This is a genomic window from Streptomyces sp. NPDC058697 (genome assembly GCF_042715345.1).
Lineage (GTDB): Bacteria > Actinomycetota > Actinomycetes > Streptomycetales > Streptomycetaceae > Streptomyces > Streptomyces liliifuscus.
Map to the genome: position 1 here is coordinate 184,556 of NZ_JBHXSU010000015.1, position 19,502 is coordinate 204,057.

The window sequence follows — 19,502 nt, forward strand, 5'->3', positions numbered from 1 at the left end:
TTCTCCCCGTCCCGCTCCCCGTTCCCGGTCCCGCACGCGGTTACCGGATCAGGGTATGGCGACGCGGCAGGGGCCGTGTCCCCCCTCAGCGGGGTGAAACACGGCCCTTGGCGTGAATGGCGTGAACGTGCCGTTCCGGAGTCGGAGCCCGGGGGCTCCGGGGCGGGTGCCGCTCAGGCTCCGGGGTCAGTACCGCGGGCGGTTGAACCACGCCGAAGCGGCGCTGTTCACCATCGAGGCGAGGATGATGCCGGCGATGGCGAGGGAGATGAGCCCGCCGAAGGTGCCGGAACCTCCCGCGCCCTGCACGGTGTTGACGAGGCCGCCGAGGATCATCAGCGACGCGTACACGATCGTCGTGACGCGGATCCCGCTGCCGCCGTTCTTGAACTTGACGCCGAGGAAGATGGACAGGGCGCCCAGGCCCACCAGGAACGCCGCGAGGACGAAGCCCAGACCGGCGAGGGTGTCGGTGTCGTCACCGCTGCCGACGCCGTTCGACACGTCCTGGACGGCGCCGACGGCGATGCCCGCGATGATGCCGAACAGGATCTGGAGGCCGGCCATGATGAACAGCAGGACACGCGCGGTCTTCATCAGACCGGGCATCTCCATGGTCATGTGGTTGCCGCCCGGGTAACCGGGATACGCGGGCTGCTGCGGGTAGCCGTAGCCGGGCTGCTGCGGCGCACCCTGCGGGTAGCCGTAACCGGGCTGGCCCTGGGGAGGGTAGCCGGGCTGGCCCTGCGGAGGCTGGGGAGGGTAGCCGGGCTGCTGGCCCTGCGGCGGACCGTAGGGGTTGTTCGGGTCGCCAAAACTCATGGCGTCTTTCCTCCGTCGTTGCGTAAGTGCGGGGACGACGCGGCACATTTCGGAGGAAAGTTCTACAGATGCGGTTCGTCCCCCCGGTACTGTCCGCGGCACTGTGCCGCTCATCGTCCTTAACACGTCGCTTATTTGTCCAGCCGGATACCGCGTGTGTTGTGCAAGTGCAACATCGCCGATCATGACCGCGGGCGGGACGGCGACCGGACGGCCACCGGACGGAGCGAGCTGGGGAGGTGCGCCGGGGAGGCAGAAAGTGGCCGTGGAGGGCCGGATTGGAACCAGGGCCCCGTCATCCGCGAGGATGGGTCCATGACCGCCCAGATTCTCGATGGCAAGGCCACCGCAGCCGCGATCAAGTCCGATCTGACCGTCCGCGTGGCGGCCCTGAGGGAGAAGGGCATCACGCCCGGCCTCGGAACCGTCCTGGTGGGCGACGACCCCGGCAGCCAGAAGTACGTCGCGGGCAAGCACCGCGACTGCGCCCAGGTCGGTATCGCCTCCATCCAGCGGGAACTGCCCGCGACCGCCACGCAGGAGGAGATCGAGGCGGTCGTCCGCGAGCTCAACGAGGACCCGGTCTGCACCGGATACATCGTCCAGCTGCCGCTCCCCAAGGGCATCGACGAGAACCGGATCCTGGAGCTGATGGACCCGGACAAGGACGCGGACGGGCTCCATCCGATGAACCTCGGCCGCCTCGTCCTGAACGAGCCGGCCCCGCTGCCCTGCACCCCCAACGGCGTCCTGACCCTGCTGCGCCAGTACGGCGTGGAGATCAAGGGCGCCGAGGTCGTGGTCGTCGGCCGTGGGGTGACGATCGGCCGCCCGATGCCGCTGCTGCTCACGCGCCGCTCCGAGAACGCGACGGTGACGCAGTGCCACACCGGCACCCGCGACCTCGCCTCGCATCTGCGCCGGGCCGACATCATCGTCGCCGCAGCGGGCTCCGCGCACCTGATCCGCCCCGAGGACGTGAAGCCCGGGGCGGCCGTCCTCGACGTCGGCGTCTCCCGCAGCGCCGAGGGCAAGATCGTGGGCGACGTCCACCCCGGTGTCGCCGAGGTCGCCGCCTGGATCTCCCCGAACCCCGGCGGAGTGGGCCCGATGACCCGCGCCCAGCTCCTCGTCAACGTGGTCGAGGCGGCGGAACGCAGTGCCGGCTGACCGGGCCGCCACGGGGCGGGACAACGAGACCGACCCGTCGGCGAGGGCGGATGCCTCCACGGGCGCGGACACCTCCGCAAAGGGGGATGCCTCCGTGAAGGGGGATGCCTCCGCGAAGGCGGACACGTCGGCGAAGGGGGGTGCCTCGACGAAGGGCGACGCGGCGTTGCGGGCCGAGACGGCGACGCGTGCCAGCGCCGCGACACAGGTTGAGGCTGCGGACCGGAGCGGCAGTGAGCGCCGGGAGGGCGGCCGGGCTCGGAGCGACGCCGCGGGCCAGGGTCCCGAGAGTGCCGAGAACGACCCGGTCGTCCAGGACACCGAGTCGCAGGGGACGTCCGCCGCCGGGGGATCCGTACCGGAAGGGGAGCCGACCGGCGCAGGGCCGTCCGGTGTCGAGTCGGAGGCGGGACGGGTGCCGAGCGCGAAGCCGCAGGGCGCCGAGCGGAGTGGTGCAGAGCTGCCCGGCGCTGAGTCAAGTGGCGCCGAGCGGTCCGGTGTCGAGTCGGAGGCGGGACGGGTGCCGAGCGCGAAGCCGCAGGGCGCCGAGCCGAGTGGTGCAGAGCAGTCCGGTGCCGAGCCGGCGGCCAGGCAGGCACCGGAGACTAAGCCTCACGGCACCGAGCCGGAGGCCGGACAGGCGCTGGCCGCGAAGCCGCACGGCACCGAGCCGTCCGCCGCTGAGCCACCCGGCACCGAATCGCCCGGCACCGAATCGCCCGGCACCGAATCGCCCGGCGCCGAGCCGACCGGCATCGAGCCGCACCCGGCGCGCGTCCGCGAGCGGGACTCCGGTGGGAGCCCGGACGCGGACGGCGAACCCGGTGCTGACGCGGGCCACCCGGGTGGCGAGCCCAGTGCCCGGGATGCCGTCAGCGCGCCCGGGCCCGATGGGCAGCCGCAGCGGACCACGCGTCGGTTCCCGCTGTTCACGCGGGACACCGCGCGGCCCGAGGGCGGTGGCAGGGCGGCTCCGCGCGACGCGCCCGCCCCCGCGCGTCAGTGGCCGATTCTCGCGGTCATCGGCACCGTCGGACTCGGTCTGCTGCTGACCGCGCTCGACGTCTTCAGGTTCGGCACCCTGCTGATCGGTGTCGCGCTGCTCGCGGGCGGCGTCATGCGCTGGATGCTGCCCGACGTGGGCATGCTCGCCGTCCGCTCCAGGTTCACCGACCTCGTGACGTACGGCGTCCTCGGCGTGACGATCGTGCTGCTCGCGATGATGGCGCAGCCCAACCCGCTGCTGGAGATCCCGTTCCTGGACGACACGCTGCACTTCACGATCAGGACCTAGCGAACGCGGCGCCCGTACGACGAAAGCCCGTCCCCTCTTTCCGAGGAGGCGGGCTTCGTCGTGGACGGGAGCGGCGCCCGTCCACTCCCCCGAGCGAGGACGGGCGCCGCCTGGACTCCAGAGTCATGGACGTGCCAACGGCGGTTCAATGCCTGTCAATCCCCTGTGGCACGGAGGTGACCGTTCCGGTACGTCCCACCCGTCAGGGGGCCGACGTGGGGCCGACGTGTGGCGTGCGTCCCGCGACGCGTCCGGTGGGAACCAAACCGCCGTCGGTGCCGTCACCCGGTCATAGCGGGGGGATGTACGAGGAGACGGCGAGGGGGCGAGGAGAGGGATGAGCGCCTGGCAGCCACTGCCTGCGGGTCTTCCGCCGGAGGTGGGGCATTTCGTGGAGCAGCTGCGGCTGCTCAAGGACCGTACGGGGCTCAGTCTGGTCGCCCTGGGCGAGCGCACGGCGTACAGCAAGTCCTCCTGGCACCGCTATCTGAACGCGACGCAGCCCCCGCCCCGGCAGGCGGTCGTCGCCCTGTGCCGGGTCGCGGGCACGGACGCCGAGCGCTTCTGCGTGCGCTGGGAGCTGGCGGTGCGGGCGTGGCCGCGAACGGTGGCTCCGACGGCGGTTCCGGCGACGGCTCCGGCGGGCGCAGCCGGGCGCGCGGGCGCGGGCATGCGCGCCGGTGTGAACGGGCCTGCGAACGGGCCTGCGGACGAGGGCGGGTACGAGGACGACCCCACGGTCCCGTGGTGGGACCTGCTCGCCGAGACACCGGAACCGGCCTCCGCCCCCGCCTCCGCCCCCGCCCGGGCCCCCTGGGCCGCCTCGCACCGACTGCTGCTCTACGCCCTGGTGCTCGTCCTCGTCCTGCTGCTGACCGCGGTGATCGGTGCAGTCACCCTGGCGTGATCACACGTCGGAGTGACGGCCCGAGGGCTCGGGGCACACGGATTCGGCCACGCCGGTCGCACGCCGAGACCTTCCCCTGCGTACCGATCTTTACGTAGTACTTCCCGCCCAGCCGCTCGAACGTGACGTCCCGCCGGTAGCCGCCGTACGTAACCTTGCCGCCCCGTTACGAGCCGTCGAGAAAGTCGTCTGTGTGGCCGAAAGTCTCCTTTCCGGCGATGCCGTCGACGTCCTCCGGTTCCTCCTCAAGTTCCTCAAGCTCCTCACGCACCAGCCACCACGTCGTGGCCGACGGCGCCCACCGGCCGAAGGAGTCGTCGATGCAGTCGTTGACGAAGGGGTGTTTCACGCCGTTGTCGTCCCTCCGCCTGACACCGTGACCCAGTCGTTGTACGGGCCGCCGGTGCCGTCGATGACCTGCGGAGAGGCGGCGGCCCCGCACGTGGTCGCCGCGGGCCGGCCCTCGCGCCGAGCACGGGTTCCGCGGTCGCCGGCCCGGTGCCGGCGGTGAGCGGTCGGCGATTGGACCTGCCCTCCGTGCGCCCGTGATCCCCCTGAGGTCGCGAGTGACGCAGGAGGTCGCGCATGTGTTCCCCGCGTGTCGATGTGTTGACAAGTTCGAGGATTTACGCTGATCACCCCCGACACCAGGGATAACGTGGGCAATCGGGACGCTCCGGGACGTCCCGTGCGCTGACCAGGCGATCCCGTCGGCCGAGAGGGAAGTCGGTGGGACACTGGACCGCATACCAACGGGCGTGCAACGGTGCATGCCCACAGGCCCGAATGCTCCCGTGCGCCCCCATCCCGGGAACTGAGATCCTTACTGTGCGCATCCCTGTGGGTAGCCAGAACGAGGACTCGGCAGAGGGCTTCACGCGCGGGAAAAGCCAGCATGTACGGGGGGAAAGAGGGGGGTAGCAATGCCTCGTTGGAGGGCCTTGCCGGATGAACTCGATCCGCAGGTCAGGGAGTTCGCCAGCCAGCTGCGCCGGTTGGTCGACCGCGGCGGGCTGAGTGTCGCCGCCGTGGCCGACCGCACCGGGTACAGCAAGACGTCCTGGGAGCGGTATCTGAACGGCCGACTGCTCGCGCCGAAGGGCGCGATCGTGGCTTTGGCCGAGGTGACCGGGACCAATCCCGTCCATCTGACGACGATGTGGGAGCTTGCCGAGAGGGCCTGGAGCCGCTCGGAGATGCGCCACGACATGACCATGGAAGCGATTCGGATCTCCCAGGCGCGTGCCGCGCTCGGGGAGTTCGGGTCGACTCCGGCCAAGGGGGGACGGAACGGGAAGCAGGCGCGCGCCGGGGGTAGCGCGACAGCGGCGCCCACGCCGGGTATCGCGGGACCTGCGGGGGTGGCGCCCACGGTGCCGCCGCAGACTCCGGTACAGGGGGAGGAGCGGCGGACGCCGCACGGCGCCGGTGCCGGCAACGCCTCCGGCGGGGCCTCGGGTTCGCGCGGCGGCGGCTGGGGAGCCGTTGCCACGCCTTCGGGGGCGTCCGGGTCGGGCGGAGCGTCCGGGGGGTACGGATACCCCGGGGGTCTGGGTACGCCGAGTGCCGGCGCGTCCGGCTCCGCCGGTGCATCTGGTGTGTCCGGTGCCTCCGGGTCGTCGGGCCTCGGCCCGTCGGGTTCCTTCGGGCCGTCCGGCATGGCCGGTCCCGCAGGCGCTGCCGGTTCGGCCGGGGGGCCGCCTCAGGACGCGCGTCCGGGTTCGGGCGGTTCGCCCGACGGGAAGCGGGGGAAGCGGCGGCTCACGATGTTCCTCGCGGGGGTCGTGGGCGCGCTCGTGGTGATAGCCGCGGCCGTGTTCCTCACGGACGGCGGGGGCGACGACAAGGCGGGGAGCGACACCACGCCGACGCCGACACCGACCGTCAGCAAGGAGCTGCCGGCCGGTGTCGAGTGCTTCGGCGCGGACTGCGCGGGCAAAGACCCGGAGAACATGGGCTGCGGCGGCACGCTTGCGACGACGGTCGAGAAGGCCGTCGTCGGCACCGCCCAGGTCGAGGTCCGCTACAGCGAGACGTGCGGGGCCGCCTGGGCCCGCATCACCGCGGCCGGGCCCGGCGACGAGGTCCGGATCACGGCGGGCAAGGCAGCCGCCCAGACCGCCGAGGTCGACACGGACACCGACGCCTACACCCCCATGGTCGCCGTGAAGAACGCCACCGAAGCCAAGGCCTGCGCCACCCTGCAGACCTCCGGCGAAGAGGGCTGCACGAAGTAGCAAACAGAGACTCACACCGAACGAGCCTCACCCGGGTGCCCGCCTCAAGAGAGGCGGGCACCCGTCTTTTCGAGGCCCGAGGGCACGACCTCTTCCGCCGCCGCGCGCATCTGCTTCCGCGGGCCGCGGACACCTGCTTGTTCGGGTCCGGCGCTCCTGCCCTTTACGGGTCCGGGGCCCCAGCCTTTTTAGGGGCGCGGGGAACTGCGCGACCAGCCCAACTCGACCCGCACATACCCACCGGCCCAAGCCCACCCCGCTTCTCCGAGGCCGAGGGCACCTGGTGGTTCGGGTCCGGGGCTCCTGCCCTTCACGGGTCCGAGGCCCCTGCCTTCTAAGGGGCGCGGGGAACTGCGCGACCAGCCCAACACGACCGGCACTCACCCACCGGCCCAAGCCCCCCGCTTCTCCGAGGCCGAGGGCACCGGCCCTTCAGGCCCGTCGGCAACTGCCTTCAGGGGCGCGGGGAACTGCGCGACCAGCCCAACACAACCCGCACACACCCACCGGCCCAAGCCCACCCACCCCGTCCAACCCGCCCCCAACAATTCGCCGCGCAGGAGGAATGACCTCCCCCCGCCGGGGCAGGCGAACCGTACCCCCACGGGAGTCCGGCGCCGCCCGGGAGGTCCCCCCCTCCCGGCAAACCGGCACCCCCACCAAGGCGGCCGTCGTCCTTCTCTCCCGGAACGACGGCCGCCTTCCCGTACCCCCTGACCCAGCGGAGCGCTCTGTGGGGCGGGCCACATCGGCCCCGGCGGCCCGGGATCCCGGATGCGCGATAGCCTGACCGCTGGATCTCTCTTGACGCCAAGAGATCGATCATCGACACAGGTGATCGATCATCCGGCGGCAGGGCAGGGGATCCCGTACCCCGGGGCAGGGACGCCCCACCGTCGTCAGCTGTCATACGGAGAACGCCATGACCCGCACTCCCGTGAACGTCACCGTCACCGGCGCGGCCGGCCAGATCGGTTACGCCCTGCTCTTCCGCATCGCCTCCGGCCAGCTGCTCGGCGCGGACGTGCCGGTCAAGCTGCGTCTCCTGGAGATCACGCCGGCTCTGAAGGCCGCCGAGGGCACCGCCATGGAGCTCGACGACTGCGCCTTCCCGCTCCTCCAGGGCATCGACATCACGGACGACCCGAACGTCGCCTTCGACGGCACGAACGTCGGTCTCCTCGTCGGCGCCCGCCCCCGCACCAAGGGCATGGAGCGCGGTGACCTCCTGGAGGCCAACGGCGGCATCTTCAAGCCCCAGGGCAAGGCCATCAACGACAACGCCGCGGACGACGTGAAGATCCTCGTCGTAGGCAACCCGGCCAACACCAACGCCCTCATCGCCCAGGCCGCCGCCCCGGACGTACCGGCCGAGCGCTTCACCGCGATGACCCGCCTGGACCACAACCGCGCGCTCACGCAGCTCGCGAAGAAGACGGGCTCGACGGTCGCGGACATCAAGCGCCTCACCATCTGGGGCAACCACTCCGCCACCCAGTACCCCGACATCTTCCAGGCCACGATCGCCGGCAAGAACGCCGCCGAGACCGTGAACGACGAGAAGTGGCTGGCCGAGGAGTTCATCCCGACCGTCGCCAAGCGCGGTGCCGCCATCATCGAGGCCCGCGGCGCCTCCTCGGCCGCCTCGGCCGCGAACGCCGCCATCGACCACGTCCACACGTGGGTCAACGGCACGGCGGACGGCGACTGGACCTCGATGGGCATCCCGTCCGACGGTTCGTACGGCGTTCCGGAGGGCCTCATCTCCTCCTTCCCCGTCACCACGAAGGACGGCTCGTACGAGATCGTCCAGGGCCTCGACATCAACGAGTTCTCCCGCGCCCGCATCGACGCGTCGGTGAAGGAGCTGGAGGAGGAGCGCGAGGCGGTCCGCGGTCTCGGCCTCCTCTGAGCCGCCCGCCGAGCCGAAGCCTCTAAGGCCGAAGCCCAAGCCTGAAGCCGCCCCCGGGAGTCCCCGGGGGCGGCTTCTCGCGCACCGCCCCGCTGTCCGATACCTGCCTGTCCGAACAGCACCCGGGGCGGCGCGCAGTTGGCGGACGACTACTGCGGCCACCGCGGCAACGCCGAACGCTTCTGCACACCGACTCCTGCGTCTCGGTGCCCAGCGGTTCCAAGAAAAGCTGGGCCAGACGTTCCGCTTCGACCCGGTCCCCTCACCGAGCGCGGTGCCCTCGATCAGCAGCAAGGACGGCTGACGGGCGACGGGCTATGGGTCGAGCGGACCGTACGTCAGCCGGGCCGGACCAGCACCTTCTCGAACCAGTAACTGGCGTGCGCGTTCGCGTCGTACGCCGGGATCTCGACGTACCCGCTCGTGCGGTACATCGCGGCGGCCTCCTTGAGGACCTCGTGCGTGTCGAGGCGTACGACGTGATGCCCGCGCTCGGCGGCCGCCCGTTCCAGTGCGGTCAACAGCCGCCGCCCGAGGCCGAGTCCACGTGCGTCCGGGTGCACCCAGAGATGCCGGATCTCGGCCGTGCCGGCGTCGAGCGCGCACAGCGCCCCGCAGCCGACGGCACGCTCCTCCTCGTACGCGACGAGAAGGACCGCGATCTGCTCCGGCGGTACGAGATCCGTGGTGGCGTATCCCTCCGGGAACCGCTCGTCGAGCTCGGCGGCGAAACCGGCCAGACAGGCGCGGGCGTCGGCCGACCGGGCGTCGACGGCCCTGACGCCGACCCCCGCCAGTCGCAGCAGCCGCTCGGCCACGGTGACGGCCTCCGTCAGCCGCCCCCGTTGCTCCTCGCTGAGCCCGTCGAGCAGCCCCTCGGCGAGTCCGTCGGCCCGCCGGTTCTGCTCCGCCAGCTCCGCCCGACCGGCCTCCGTGAGCTCCGCGAGGCGCAGCCGGCTGTCCGTCGGGTGCACGCTGACCCGGACGAGCCCCTGGCCCTCCAGCGCGCGCACCATCCGGCTCAAGTACCCGGCGTCCAGGCCGAGTCGGGTCCTCAGCTCCTTCAGCGACGCGCCGGTCCCGATCTCGAACAGCAGGCGGGCCTCGCCGAGCGGCCGGTCCTGCCCGAGGTAGTGATCGTCGAGCACCCCGATCCGGCGGGTGAAGTACCGGTTGAAGCGGCGCAGGGTGGTCACGTGCTCCGCGGACACTGACGCTGTCACTGGCTCCATATTTCTTTGACTTTAGTCAAAGAGTTGCTGGGTGTCCATGGGCCGGACCGACCGCAGGTGCCCGTGATCAGGCCCTGCGATTCGCACCTTCCGGTCTGCTTTACGCCGATTTTTCAGTGACCCCGCGCACTATCCGTCACTGGTTGCGCATGCGAACCAGGTCCCGGGGCAGGTGCACTCGGCCCGCGAGAGTGACACGCGTGTGACACAGGGGCACGGAACAGGAACGGAAGGCAACACCGATCATGTCGGGACACCAGGCGCAGCAGACGATTCACGTGGGCGGAGAGTGGCGTGCGGCCGCCTCAGGGGCCACTCGCGACATTCTCGACCCGGCGGACGCCAAGACGTTCGCCGTGGTCGCCGAAGGCGGCGTACCGGACACGGACGCCGCCGTCGAGGCCGCCCGGCGCGCCTTCGACCACGGACAGTGGCCACACACACCGGTCACCGAGCGGGCCGCGCTCCTGCGCCGCGTCGCCGACCTCCTCGTACGCGACCGCGAGCAGCTCGGGCTGCTCGAGAGCCGGGACGCGGGCAAGACCCTGGAGGAGGGGCGCGTCGACATCGACTGTGTCGCCGACGCCTTCCGGTACTTCGCCGATCTCGTCGTCGGAGAGGGCGGCGGACGGGTCGTCGACGCCGGGTCGGACGACATCCACAGCGTCGTCGTGCACGAACCCGTCGGCGTCTGCGCGATGATCACGCCCTGGAACTACCCGCTCCTGCAGGCGAGTTGGAAGGTCGCCCCCGCCCTCGCCGCCGGGAACACCTTCGTCGTCAAGCCGAGCGAGATCACCCCGCTGACCACGGTCGCCCTCATCGAGCTGCTGGTCGAGGCCGGTCTTCCCGAGGGTGTCGCCAACATCGTCACCGGGCCCGGCCACAGCGTCGGCGCCCGGCTCGCCGAGCACCCGGACGTCGACCTGGTGTCGTTCACCGGCGGACTCGTCAGCGGTACGAAGGTCGCGCAGGCCGCCGCCGTCACCGTGAAGAAGGTCGCCCTCGAACTCGGCGGCAAGAACCCCAACGTCGTCTTCGCCGACGCCTGCGCCACGGAGGAAGGGTTCGACACCGCCGTCGACCAGGCACTCAACGCCGCCTTCATCCACAGCGGGCAGGTCTGCTCCGCCGGCTCCCGGCTCATCATCGAGGAGTCCGTGCGCGAGCGCTTCGTCGCCGAACTGGCGCGGCGGGCCGAGCGGATCCGGCTCGGCCGCGGCACCGAGGACGGCGTCGAGTGCGGACCGCTGGTCTCCGCCGACCAGCGCGAGAAGACCGAGTCGTACGTCGCCGCCGCGCTCGCCGAGGGCGCGGTGCTGCGAGCCGGCGGTGCCCGCCCCGAGCCGTCCGCCGAGCGGCCCGCCACCGGCTACTTCTACGAGCCGACCGTCCTCGACCAGTGCCACCGCGACATGCGGGTCGTCCGGGAAGAGGTGTTCGGCCCGGTCCTGACCGTCGAGACCTTCCGCACGGAGGACGAGGCCGTCGCGCTCGCCAACGACACGGAGTACGGGCTCGCGGGCGGCGTCTGGACCGCCGACGCGGGGCGCGCCCGGCGCGTCGCCGGCCGGCTGCGGCACGGCACCGTCTGGATCAACGACTTCCACCCCTACCTCCCGCAGGCGGAGTGGGGCGGCTTCGGTAAGAGCGGTGTGGGGCGCGAACTCGGGCCCGCGGGGCTCGCCGAGTACCGCGAGACCAAGCACGTCTACCAGAACCTCGCGCCGAAGCCCGTCCGGTGGTTCGCGGGCTGACCCCCGCCCCGTACCACCTTCGACTCGCCGGACTCCCCACCGCACAAGGCACCTTGGAGCGCCACGCCATGCCTGAACACGCCATGCCCGAAGAACAGAACACGTACGACTACGTCGTCATAGGCGGCGGCACCGCCGGATCGGTCATCGCCTCCCGGCTCACCGAGAACCCGGACGTCACCGTCGCCGTCATCGAGGGCGGCCCGAGCGACGTCGGCCGCGAGGACGTCCTGACCCTGCGGCGCTGGATGGGCCTGCTCGGCGGGGAGCTGGACTACGACTACCCCACGACCGAGCAGCCGCGCGGCAACTCGCACATCCGGCACAGCCGCGCCCGGGTCCTCGGCGGATGCTCCTCGCACAACACCCTCATCGCGTTCAAGCCGCTGCCGTCCGACTGGGACGAGTGGGAGGCGGCGGGCGCCAAGGGCTGGGGCGCGGTGCCGATGGAGGCGTACTTCCCGCGGCTGCGCAACAACATCGTGCCGGTGGACGAGAAGGACCGGAACGCCATCGCCCGCGACTTCGTCGACGCCGCGCAGGCGGCACTCGAAGTGCCGCGCGTGGAGGGCTTCAACAAGCAGCCGTTCACCGAGGGCGTCGGCTTCTTCGACCTCGCGTACCACCCGGAGAACAACAAGCGGTCGAGCGCGTCCGTCGCCTACCTGCATCCGTTCATGGACGAACGCCCCAACCTCCACATCCTCCTGGAGACCTGGGCGTACCGGCTGGAGCTCGAAGGGACGCGCGCCCGCGGTGTGCACGTACGCACCAAGGACGGCGAGGAAGTCCTCGTCAGGGCCAGGAACGAAGTCCTGCTGTGCGCCGGCGCCGTCGACTCGCCGAGGCTGCTCATGCACTCCGGCATCGGGCCGCGCCAGGACCTCGAAGCGCTCGGCATCCCCGTCGTCCACGACCTGCCGGGCGTCGGCGAGAACCTGCTGGACCACCCGGAGTCGGTCATCGTCTGGGAGACGGACGGGTCGATCCCCGAGAACTCCGCGATGGATTCCGACGCGGGCCTGTTCGTGCGGCGCGACCCCGAACACGCGGGCCCGGACCTGATGTTCCACTTCTACCAGGTCCCCTTCACGGACAACCCGGAGCGCATCGGCTACGAACGCCCCGCGCACGGCGTCTCGATGACCCCGAACATCCCCAAGCCGCGCAGCCGAGGCCGTCTGTACCTGACGAGCGCCGATCCGGCCGAGAAGCCCGCCCTCGACTTCCGCTACTTCACGGACGAGGACGACTACGACGGCCGCACCCTCGTCGACGGCATCAGGATCGCCCGCGAGATCGCCAAGTCGGAGCCTCTCGCGCACTGGCTCAAGCGCGAGGTGTGCCCCGGACCGGACATCACCGGAGACGAGGAACTCGGCGTGTACGCCCGGTCGGTGGCCCACACCGTGTACCACCCGGCGGGCACCTGCCGTATGGGCGCCTCCGACGACCAACTGGCCGTCGTCGACCCCGAGTTGCGCATCCGTGGCCTCGAAGGCATCCGGATCGCCGACGCGTCGGTCTTCCCGACCATGCCCGCCGTGAACCCGATGATCGGGGTGCTCATGGTCGGCGAGAAGTGCGTGGACCTGCTGGGAGGCGGTGCGTGATGAGCAGTACGTCAACCGATGTTCAGGATGCCGCCTTCGAGAGCGCGGGTGCCGGGCACGGCAGTGCCGAGCGCACGGGCACCGCCCCCGTCTTCGCCGTCGAGGGCCTCTGGAAGGTCTTCGGCCCCAAGGCCGACCGCGTCCCCGCCGACCCCGAGCTCGCGGCCCTCAGCCCGGCCGAACTCCGCTCCCGTACCGGCTGCACGGCCGCCGTCCGGGACGTGAGCTTCGACGTGCGCAAGGGCGAGGTCTTCGTCGTCATGGGCCTGTCCGGCTCGGGCAAGTCCACGCTCGTACGCTGCCTGACCCGGCTCATCGAGCCGACGGCCGGCTCGATCGTCATCGACGGCGAGGACGTCCGCGCGATGGACAAGGCCCGGCTGCGCGAACTGCGCCGCCACCGCGCCGCGATGGTCTTCCAGCACTTCGGCCTCCTGCCGCACCGGACCGTGCTCGACAACGTCGCGTACGGGCTGGAAGTCCAGGGCGTCGGCAAGCGCGAGCGCCGCGAGAAGGCCCAGGAGGTCGTCACCAAGGTCGGCCTCGAAGGCATGGAGCAGCGGCGGCCCGGCCAGCTCTCCGGCGGCCAGCAGCAGCGCGTCGGACTGGCGCGGGCGCTGGCCGTGGACCCCGAGGTCCTGCTGTTCGACGAGCCGTTCAGCGCGCTCGACCCGCTGATCCGGCGCGACATGCAGGAGGAGGTCGTCCGGCTCCACCACGAGGAGGGCCGCACGATGGTCTTCATCACCCACGACCTGAACGAGGCCCTGCGCCTGGGCGACCGCATCGCCCTCATGCGCGACGGCCGCGTCGTCCAGCTCGGCACGCCCGAGGAGATCGTGGGCTCGCCCGCCGACGACTACGTACGCGAGTTCGTACGGGACGTGCCGCGCGAGCAGGTCATGACGGTACGGCGGGCCATGCGGGCCGCGTCCGCGCAGGAGGCGGGCGAGGGTCCGGCCCTCGCGCCCCAGGCCACGGTCTCCGAGGCCATCGAGGCGGTCGCGCGCACCGGCCAGACCGCCCGCGTGGTGGACCGGGGGCGCTGCCTCGGCGTCGTCGACTCGGACGCGCTGCTGGGGGTGGTGGCGGGGACGGGTGGACAGTTCGCCGGGCCGGCCACCGATGCGACCACCGATGCGACCACCGATGCGGCCGACGGCTCGGCCGGTCCGAGTGCCGGTTCGGCCGCCGATGAGGCGACCGGCGAGGCCGCTGGTTCGGGCGCCGGGACGGGTGCCGGTTCGCGTGCCGGTTCGGGGCCGGGTGCCGGTTCGGCCGCGCCCGCTCGCGGCAAGGGCGACGGCACCGCCGCGCCCACTCGCGAGGGGGCGGCCTGATGGCCACGATCACCGCCGCCGCTCCCCGGAGCGGCCTCCCCGGCCTCCTCAAGCACCCCGCCACCGGCAAGCTCCTGCTGCTCGCCGTCGCGGCGGCGGTCCTCGTCCCGCTGGCCGACGCCCGCTGGGCGAGCGGCAGTTGGCCGGGCGCCCTCACCGTCGACCTCTCCGAACCCCTCGGAAAGACCAGCGACTGGGTCATCGACAACCGCGACAGCCACCCGCTGTTCCTCTACTTCTTCGGGTACGTCTCCAACGCGGTCGTCCTCTCCGTACGCGCCGTCTACCTCGTCCTGCTCGCCGCCGGCTGGGCGGGCGTCACGGCCGCGGCGGCACTGGTCGCCTGGCGGGTCGCGGGGGTACGGCTGGCGCTCGGCACGGGCGCCGCGTTCCTGGCCTGCGGGCTGCTCGGCATGTGGATCCCCACCATGCAGACGCTCGCGCTGATGGTGGTCGCGGTCCTCGCATCTGTCGTGCTCGGTGTGTTCCTCGGCCTCGCGGCCGGGCTCTCCGACCGTACGTACCGCGCGCTGCGCCCCGTACTCGACACCATGCAGGTGTTCCCGGCCTACGCGTACCTCCTGCCGGTCGTCCTCGTCTTCGGCATGGGTGTGCCGGCCGCGGTACTCGCCACCGTCGTGTACGCGGCCCCGCCGATGGCCCGGCTCACCGCGCTCGGCCTGCGCGGCGCCGACGCCGGGGTGATGGAGGCCGTCGAGTCCCTGGGCACCACGGCCAGGCAGCGGCTCCTCACGGCCCGCATACCGCTCGCCCGCAAGGAACTCCTCCTCGGCCTCAACCAGACGATCATGATGGCCCTGTCCATGGCCGTCATCGCGTCCGTCATCGGCGCGGCCGGCCTCGGTGACCGCGTCTACCAGGCGCTCGCCTCGGTCGACGTGGGCGCGGCGCTCGCCGCCGGCATCCCGATCGTGCTGCTCGCGGTCGTCCTCGACCGGGTGACGGGCGCGGCGGGATCCGTGACTTCGGCGGGGACGGGGGACGGGCTCGGAGAGCGGGCGTCCCGCCCGACCGGCTGGGCCTACGCCGCCGTCGCGGCCCTCGCCGTCGCGGTCGCCGGTCGCCTCACCGACCGTCTCGACTGGCCCGAGGCCTGGCTCGTGAACATCGCCGAGCCCGTCAACCGGGCCGTCGACTGGATGACGGACCACCTCTACTCCGGCGTCCCCTACGTGGGTGGCACCGCCGACTGGGCGGGCCACTTCACCACCTGGGTCCTGGACCCCATGCGGGACGGCCTGCAGTGGCTGCCCTGGTGGTCGGTCCTGCTGATCGTCGCCGCGCTCGCCTGGCTGATCGGCACCTGGCGCACCGCGCTCACCGCCGTCCTCGCGATGGCCGCGATCGGCGTGCTCGGCGTGTGGGGACCGTCCCTCGACACGCTGTCGCAGGTCCTCGCGGCGGTGGCGGTCACCCTGGTCCTGGGCTTCGCGACCGGCATCGCGGCGGCCAGGAGCGAGCGCTGCGAACGCCTGCTGCGCCCCTTCCTGGACGTCTTCCAGACGATGCCGCAGTTCGTCTACCTCATCCCCGTCGTCGCGCTCTTCGGCGTGGGCCGCGCCCCGGCGGTCGCCGCCGCGGTCGTCTACGCCCTGCCTGCCGTCGTCCGCATCACCACGCAGGGCCTGCGCCAGGTCGACCCGGCGGCCATGGAGTCCTCGCGCTCGATGGGCGCGACGGGCTGGCAGCAACTGCGCCAGGTCCAGCTGCCGTTGGCCCGTCCCGCCCTGCTGCTCGCGCTCAACCAGGGCGTCGTCCTCGTCCTCGCCGTCGTCATCATCGGCGGCCTGGTCGGCGGCGGAGCGCTCGGCTACGACGTCGTGTTCGGGCTCGCCCAGGGCGACCTGGCCACGGGTCTGGTGGCCGGCGCCGCGATCGTCTGCCTCGGCCTGATGCTCGACCGGGTGACCCAGCCGACGGACCGCCGTACGAAGAAGGGAGCCTGAGATGCGTACGCGCACACGTCGTAGGACCGGCACGACCGGCACGACTGGTACGACCGGTGGTACGCGCATGACGGGCGCTCTGGCCGTCGGCTGCTCCCTGCTGGTGCTGACGACGGCCGGCTGCGGAGCCGCCGACATGACCAAGCAGGCCTCGCCCTTCGCCAACGCGCAGGGGGCGAAGACCGTGACCCTGTCCGTGCAGTCGTGGGTCGGGGCGCAGGCCAACGTGGCCGTCGCGCAGTACCTGTTGGAGCACGAGCTGGGCTATCGCGTGGACACCGTCCAGGTCGACGAGGTCCCCGCGTGGGACGCGCTCAGCCAGGGCCGGGTCGATGCGATCCTGGAGGACTGGGGCCACCCCGAGCAGGAACAGCGGTATGTCAAGGACAAGAAGACGATCGTGAACGGCGGCGGCCTCGGCGTCACCGGGCACATCGGCTGGTTCGTACCGACGTACTTCGCCAAGCAGCACCCCGACGTGACCGACTGGAAGAACCTGAACAAATACGCCGACCAGCTCCGCACCCCCGAGAGCGGCGGCAAGGGGCAACTGCTCGACGGCTCACCCTCCTACGTCACGAACGACAAGGCGCTGGTGAAGAACCTGGACCTCGACCTCCAGGTGGTGTTCGCCGGTTCGGAGGCGGCCCAGATCACCCAGATGCGCCAGTTCGCCAAGGAGAAGAAGCCCTTCCTCACGTACTGGTACTCACCCCAGTGGCTCTTCAAGAAGGTCCCCATGACGGAGGTGAAGCTGCCCGCCTACAAGGAGGGCTGCGACGCCGACCCGGAGAAGGTCGCCTGCGCCTATCCGCACACCCCGCTGCAGAAGTACCTGAACACGGACTTCGCGAAGAGCGGCGGCAAGGCGGCGGCCTTCCTGAAGAACTTCAAGTGGACGACCGAGGACCAGAACGAGGTCTCCCTGATGATCGCCGACCAGAAGCTGACGCCCGAGGAGGCGGCGCGGAAGTGGGCCGAGGGCCATGAGTCCACGTGGCGGGCGTGGCTGCCCGAGTAGGTCACTGCCAGTAGGCCACCGCCGTACGGGCCGTCTGCGTATGGGCCGCCTGCCGTACGGGCCGTGCAAGTGGCCCTCCCTGTACGGGTGCCGGGTGTCTCCCTGACGAGGGCACCCGGCACTCCCGCATCCAGTGCCGCTACTTGTACTGCTACTCGTCCGTACTGCTACTTGTACTGCCCGGCCGTGTAGTGCCCGGCCACGAGACGGCAGGTCACGCCGAAGCGGTTCCAGGCGTTGATCACCGTGATGGCCGCGATCAGCTGGGTCAGCTCGGCCTCGTCGAACTGGCGGGCGGCGGCCTCGTACACCTCGTCCGGCACGAAGCCGTCGGTCAGGACCGTCACGGCCTCGGTGAGCGCGAGTGCCGCGAGCTCCTTCTCCGTGTAGAAGTGCCGTGACTCCTCCCACGCGCTGAGCTGGACGATCCGCTCGACGCTCTCGCCCGCCGCGAACGCGTCCTTCGTGTGCATGTCGAGGCAGAACGCGCAGTGGTTGAGCTGCGACGCGCGGATCTTCACCAGCTCAAGCAGCACCGGGTCGACGCCCTTCCGGGCGGCCGCGTCCAGCCTGACCATGGCCTTGTAGACCTCGGGGGCGAACTCGGTCCACTGGAGGCGGGGGGCGTGCTCGCGGGCGAGCGGGGTGTCGATCGAGGTGTCCGTGGTGGTGTCCGTAGTGGTGTCGGCGGGTGTGGTGTTCGTCGTCATGATCATGAGCCTACGCTCGGAGTAGCCCAGGAGTATGGTCCATTTCCATGGTGAAATCCTGGGCCACTTTCGGAGTGGATCTGCATCTCGACGTGACGCGTACCGGCTCCGGCCTGCGCAAAGGCCTGACGGACGCGCTGCGGGCCGCGGTGCGCGGCGGACGGCTCGCGCCCGGGACCCGGCTGCCGTCGTCGCGCTCCCTCGCCGCCGATCTGGGCATCGCGCGCAACACCGTCGCCGACGCGTACGCCGACCTCGTGGCCGAGGGCTGGCTCACCGCCCGGCAAGGCTCCGGCACGCGGGTCGCCGAGCGGGCGGTGGTGGCACCGGCCTCCGCCGCACCCCGGCCGCGTACGCCCGGCGGCCCGGCGTACGACCTCGTCCCCGGCACCCCCGACCTCGCCTCCTTCCCGCGCGCCGAGTGGCTCAAGGCTTCCCGCCGGGCCCTCGCGGCGGCCCCGTACGACGCCCTCGGATACGGGGACCCGCGCGGCCGCGTCGAACTGCGCACCGCGCTCGCGGGCTACCTCGCCCGGGCCCGCGGCGTACGCGCCGACCCCGAACGCATCCTCATCTGCTCCGGGTTCGCACACGGCCTGATGCTGCTCGGCGCGGTGCTGCGACAGCGGGCCGCCGGGGCGCTGGCGATGGAGTCGTACGGGCTCGACGTGCACTGGAATCTGGTGGAGCGGGCGGGGCTGCGATCGGCGACCCTGCCGTTCGACGAACTGGGCACGCGCACGGAGGAGTTGACCGGGGGCAAGGGTGCGTCTGTGGCGGCGGTGCTGCTGACGCCCGCCCATCAGTTCCCCATGGGTGTGCCCCTGCATCCCGACCGCCGGGCAGCCGTCGTCGACTGGGCGCGGCGGACGGGCGGGCTGATCCTGGAGGACGACTACGACGGAGAGTTCCGCTACGACCGGCAGCCCGTGGGCGCGCTCCAGGGCCTCGACCCCGACCACGTGGTGTACATGGGCACCGCCAGCAAGTCCCTGGCCCCCGGCCTGCGCCTCGGCTGGCTGGTCCTGCCGCCGGACCTGGCGGCCGAGATCGCGGCGGCGAAGGGCGACGCGGACTGGTCGTGCGGTGTTCCGGACCAGCTGACCCTGGCGGAGTTCATCACGTCGGGCGCGTACGACCGACATGTGCGCGCCTCCCGCCTCCGTTACCGCCGTCGTCGCGACCACCTCGTCTCCGCCCTGGCCGCCCACGCCCCGTCGGTCACGGCCACCGGCATCGCGGCCGGCCTCCACGCGGTACTCCAACTCCCGCCCGGCACCGAGCAGTCGGTCGTCCGCTCGGCGGTCTGGCAGGGCCTGGCGGTCCACGGCCTGACCCGCTACCGCCACCCGTCCGCCACGGCCCCACCCCTGGACGCCCTGGTCGTGGGGTACGGGACGCCCACGGACAGCGCATGGCCGGGAGCGCTGGAGGCGTTGATCAGGGCGCTGCCCTAGCGCTGCCCCAGCGCTGCCGTGCGGTGCGCCGCGCGAGACACGGCTGCGGGGCCGCGCGGGACA

General features: G+C 71.7%; 15 protein-coding genes. 11 read left to right on the top strand and 4 right to left on the bottom strand.

Going from position 1 to position 19,502, the window contains the following annotated elements:
- Positions 1-186: 186 nt before the first annotated feature.
- Positions 187-822, bottom strand: a complete 636-nt coding sequence (locus tag ACFWXQ_RS30750) for a hypothetical protein (RefSeq protein ID WP_383936709.1) — start codon at positions 820-822, stop codon at positions 187-189.
- 315 nt (positions 823-1,137) lie between these two features.
- On the opposite strand from ACFWXQ_RS30750, the gene ACFWXQ_RS30755 reads away from it, so the two are divergent.
- From ACFWXQ_RS30755 to ACFWXQ_RS30765, 3 genes are all read left to right on the top strand, one after another.
- Positions 1,138-1,992, top strand: coding sequence for a bifunctional methylenetetrahydrofolate dehydrogenase/methenyltetrahydrofolate cyclohydrolase (locus ACFWXQ_RS30755; protein ID WP_383936711.1), 855 nt, complete (start codon positions 1,138-1,140; stop codon positions 1,990-1,992).
- 754 nt (positions 1,993-2,746) lie between these two features.
- Positions 2,747-3,286: a DUF3017 domain-containing protein gene (locus ACFWXQ_RS30760; RefSeq protein WP_383936780.1), complete on the top strand. Its 540-nt coding sequence runs from the start codon at positions 2,747-2,749 to the stop codon at positions 3,284-3,286.
- 337 nt (positions 3,287-3,623) lie between these two features.
- Positions 3,624-4,193, top strand: coding sequence for a helix-turn-helix domain-containing protein (locus ACFWXQ_RS30765; protein ID WP_383936712.1), 570 nt, complete (start codon positions 3,624-3,626; stop codon positions 4,191-4,193).
- Positions 4,194-4,359: 166 nt separating this feature from the next.
- Here the strand turns inward: ACFWXQ_RS30765 and ACFWXQ_RS30770 are convergent, their stop codons facing one another.
- Entirely contained in the window at positions 4,360-4,542 is a 183-nt protein-coding gene (locus ACFWXQ_RS30770; protein ID WP_383936714.1) for a hypothetical protein, read from the bottom strand.
- A 574-nt stretch (positions 4,543-5,116) separates the two neighbouring features.
- On the opposite strand from ACFWXQ_RS30770, the gene ACFWXQ_RS30775 reads away from it, so the two are divergent.
- Together ACFWXQ_RS30775 and ACFWXQ_RS30780 are read left to right on the top strand one after the other, a co-directional pair.
- Complete coding sequence (locus ACFWXQ_RS30775) at positions 5,117-6,430, top strand: DUF2690 domain-containing protein (protein WP_383936716.1); 1,314 nt, start codon at positions 5,117-5,119, stop codon at positions 6,428-6,430.
- Positions 6,431-7,352: 922 nt separating this feature from the next.
- Positions 7,353-8,342 carry a malate dehydrogenase gene (locus ACFWXQ_RS30780; RefSeq protein ID WP_383936718.1) on the top strand — a complete coding sequence of 330 codons (990 nt, stop codon included), beginning with the start codon at positions 7,353-7,355 and terminating at the stop codon, positions 8,340-8,342.
- A gap of 338 nt (positions 8,343-8,680) precedes the next feature.
- Here ACFWXQ_RS30780 and ACFWXQ_RS30785 read toward each other — a convergent pair whose 3' ends face one another.
- Complete coding sequence (locus ACFWXQ_RS30785; protein WP_383936720.1) at positions 8,681-9,574, bottom strand: GNAT family N-acetyltransferase; 894 nt, start codon at positions 9,572-9,574, stop codon at positions 8,681-8,683.
- Positions 9,575-9,819: 245 nt separating this feature from the next.
- Here ACFWXQ_RS30785 and ACFWXQ_RS30790 point away from each other — a divergent pair, with 245 nt between their 5' ends.
- The 5 genes from ACFWXQ_RS30790 to ACFWXQ_RS30810 all read left to right on the top strand — a co-directional run bounded on the left by ACFWXQ_RS30790 (position 9,820) and on the right by ACFWXQ_RS30810 (position 17,272).
- Positions 9,820-11,331, top strand: a complete 1,512-nt coding sequence (locus ACFWXQ_RS30790) for an aldehyde dehydrogenase family protein (protein ID WP_383936722.1) — start codon at positions 9,820-9,822, stop codon at positions 11,329-11,331.
- An 83-nt stretch (positions 11,332-11,414) separates the two neighbouring features.
- Positions 11,415-12,944 (top strand): GMC family oxidoreductase, encoded by a 1,530-nt coding sequence (locus ACFWXQ_RS30795; protein ID WP_383936782.1) that lies wholly within the window; start codon positions 11,415-11,417, stop codon positions 12,942-12,944.
- The gene (locus tag ACFWXQ_RS30800) at positions 12,944-14,284 is read left to right on the top strand and encodes a glycine betaine/L-proline ABC transporter ATP-binding protein (protein ID WP_383936724.1); all 1,341 of its coding nucleotides are present in this window, start codon (positions 12,944-12,946) and stop codon (positions 14,282-14,284) included. Before ACFWXQ_RS30795 ends, ACFWXQ_RS30800 begins: the two co-directional genes overlap by 1 nt.
- A complete protein-coding gene (locus tag ACFWXQ_RS30805; RefSeq protein WP_383936726.1) occupies positions 14,284-16,251 on the top strand; it encodes an ABC transporter permease in 1,968 nt (655 codons plus the stop codon). Before ACFWXQ_RS30800 ends, ACFWXQ_RS30805 begins: the two co-directional genes overlap by 1 nt.
- Before the next feature lie 67 nt (positions 16,252-16,318).
- Positions 16,319-17,272: an ABC transporter substrate-binding protein gene (locus ACFWXQ_RS30810; RefSeq protein ID WP_383936784.1), complete on the top strand. Its 954-nt coding sequence runs from the start codon at positions 16,319-16,321 to the stop codon at positions 17,270-17,272.
- A gap of 167 nt (positions 17,273-17,439) precedes the next feature.
- On the opposite strand, the gene ACFWXQ_RS30815 is transcribed toward ACFWXQ_RS30810, so the two are convergent.
- Positions 17,440-17,982, bottom strand: a complete 543-nt coding sequence (locus tag ACFWXQ_RS30815; RefSeq protein ID WP_383936728.1) for a carboxymuconolactone decarboxylase family protein — start codon at positions 17,980-17,982, stop codon at positions 17,440-17,442.
- A gap of 47 nt (positions 17,983-18,029) precedes the next feature.
- On the opposite strand from ACFWXQ_RS30815, the gene ACFWXQ_RS30820 reads away from it, so the two are divergent.
- The gene (locus ACFWXQ_RS30820; RefSeq protein ID WP_383936730.1) at positions 18,030-19,439 is read left to right on the top strand and encodes a PLP-dependent aminotransferase family protein; all 1,410 of its coding nucleotides are present in this window, start codon (positions 18,030-18,032) and stop codon (positions 19,437-19,439) included.
- Positions 19,440-19,502 lie beyond the last annotated feature (63 nt).

Bases quoted from the DNA above. Each gene is read 5' to 3' on its own strand.
- ACFWXQ_RS30820 (WP_383936730.1), top strand. From the start codon at position 18,030: ATGGTGAAATCCTGGGCCACTTTCGGAGTGGATCTGCATCTCGACGTG.
- ACFWXQ_RS30780 (WP_383936718.1), top strand. From the start codon at position 7,353: ATGACCCGCACTCCCGTGAACGTCACCGTCACCGGCGCGGCCGGCCAG.
- ACFWXQ_RS30810 (WP_383936784.1), top strand. From the start codon at position 16,319: ATGACGGGCGCTCTGGCCGTCGGCTGCTCCCTGCTGGTGCTGACGACG.
- ACFWXQ_RS30800 (WP_383936724.1), top strand. From the start codon at position 12,944: ATGAGCAGTACGTCAACCGATGTTCAGGATGCCGCCTTCGAGAGCGCG.
- ACFWXQ_RS30750 (WP_383936709.1), bottom strand. From the start codon at position 822: ATGAGTTTTGGCGACCCGAACAACCCCTACGGTCCGCCGCAGGGCCAG.
- ACFWXQ_RS30755 (WP_383936711.1), top strand. From the start codon at position 1,138: ATGACCGCCCAGATTCTCGATGGCAAGGCCACCGCAGCCGCGATCAAG.
- ACFWXQ_RS30805 (WP_383936726.1), top strand. From the start codon at position 14,284: ATGGCCACGATCACCGCCGCCGCTCCCCGGAGCGGCCTCCCCGGCCTC.
- ACFWXQ_RS30815 (WP_383936728.1), bottom strand. From the start codon at position 17,982: ATGACGACGAACACCACACCCGCCGACACCACTACGGACACCACCACG.
- ACFWXQ_RS30795 (WP_383936782.1), top strand. From the start codon at position 11,415: ATGCCCGAAGAACAGAACACGTACGACTACGTCGTCATAGGCGGCGGC.
- ACFWXQ_RS30765 (WP_383936712.1), top strand. From the start codon at position 3,624: ATGAGCGCCTGGCAGCCACTGCCTGCGGGTCTTCCGCCGGAGGTGGGG.
- ACFWXQ_RS30775 (WP_383936716.1), top strand. From the start codon at position 5,117: ATGCCTCGTTGGAGGGCCTTGCCGGATGAACTCGATCCGCAGGTCAGG.
- ACFWXQ_RS30785 (WP_383936720.1), bottom strand. From the start codon at position 9,574: ATGGAGCCAGTGACAGCGTCAGTGTCCGCGGAGCACGTGACCACCCTG.
- ACFWXQ_RS30790 (WP_383936722.1), top strand. From the start codon at position 9,820: ATGTCGGGACACCAGGCGCAGCAGACGATTCACGTGGGCGGAGAGTGG.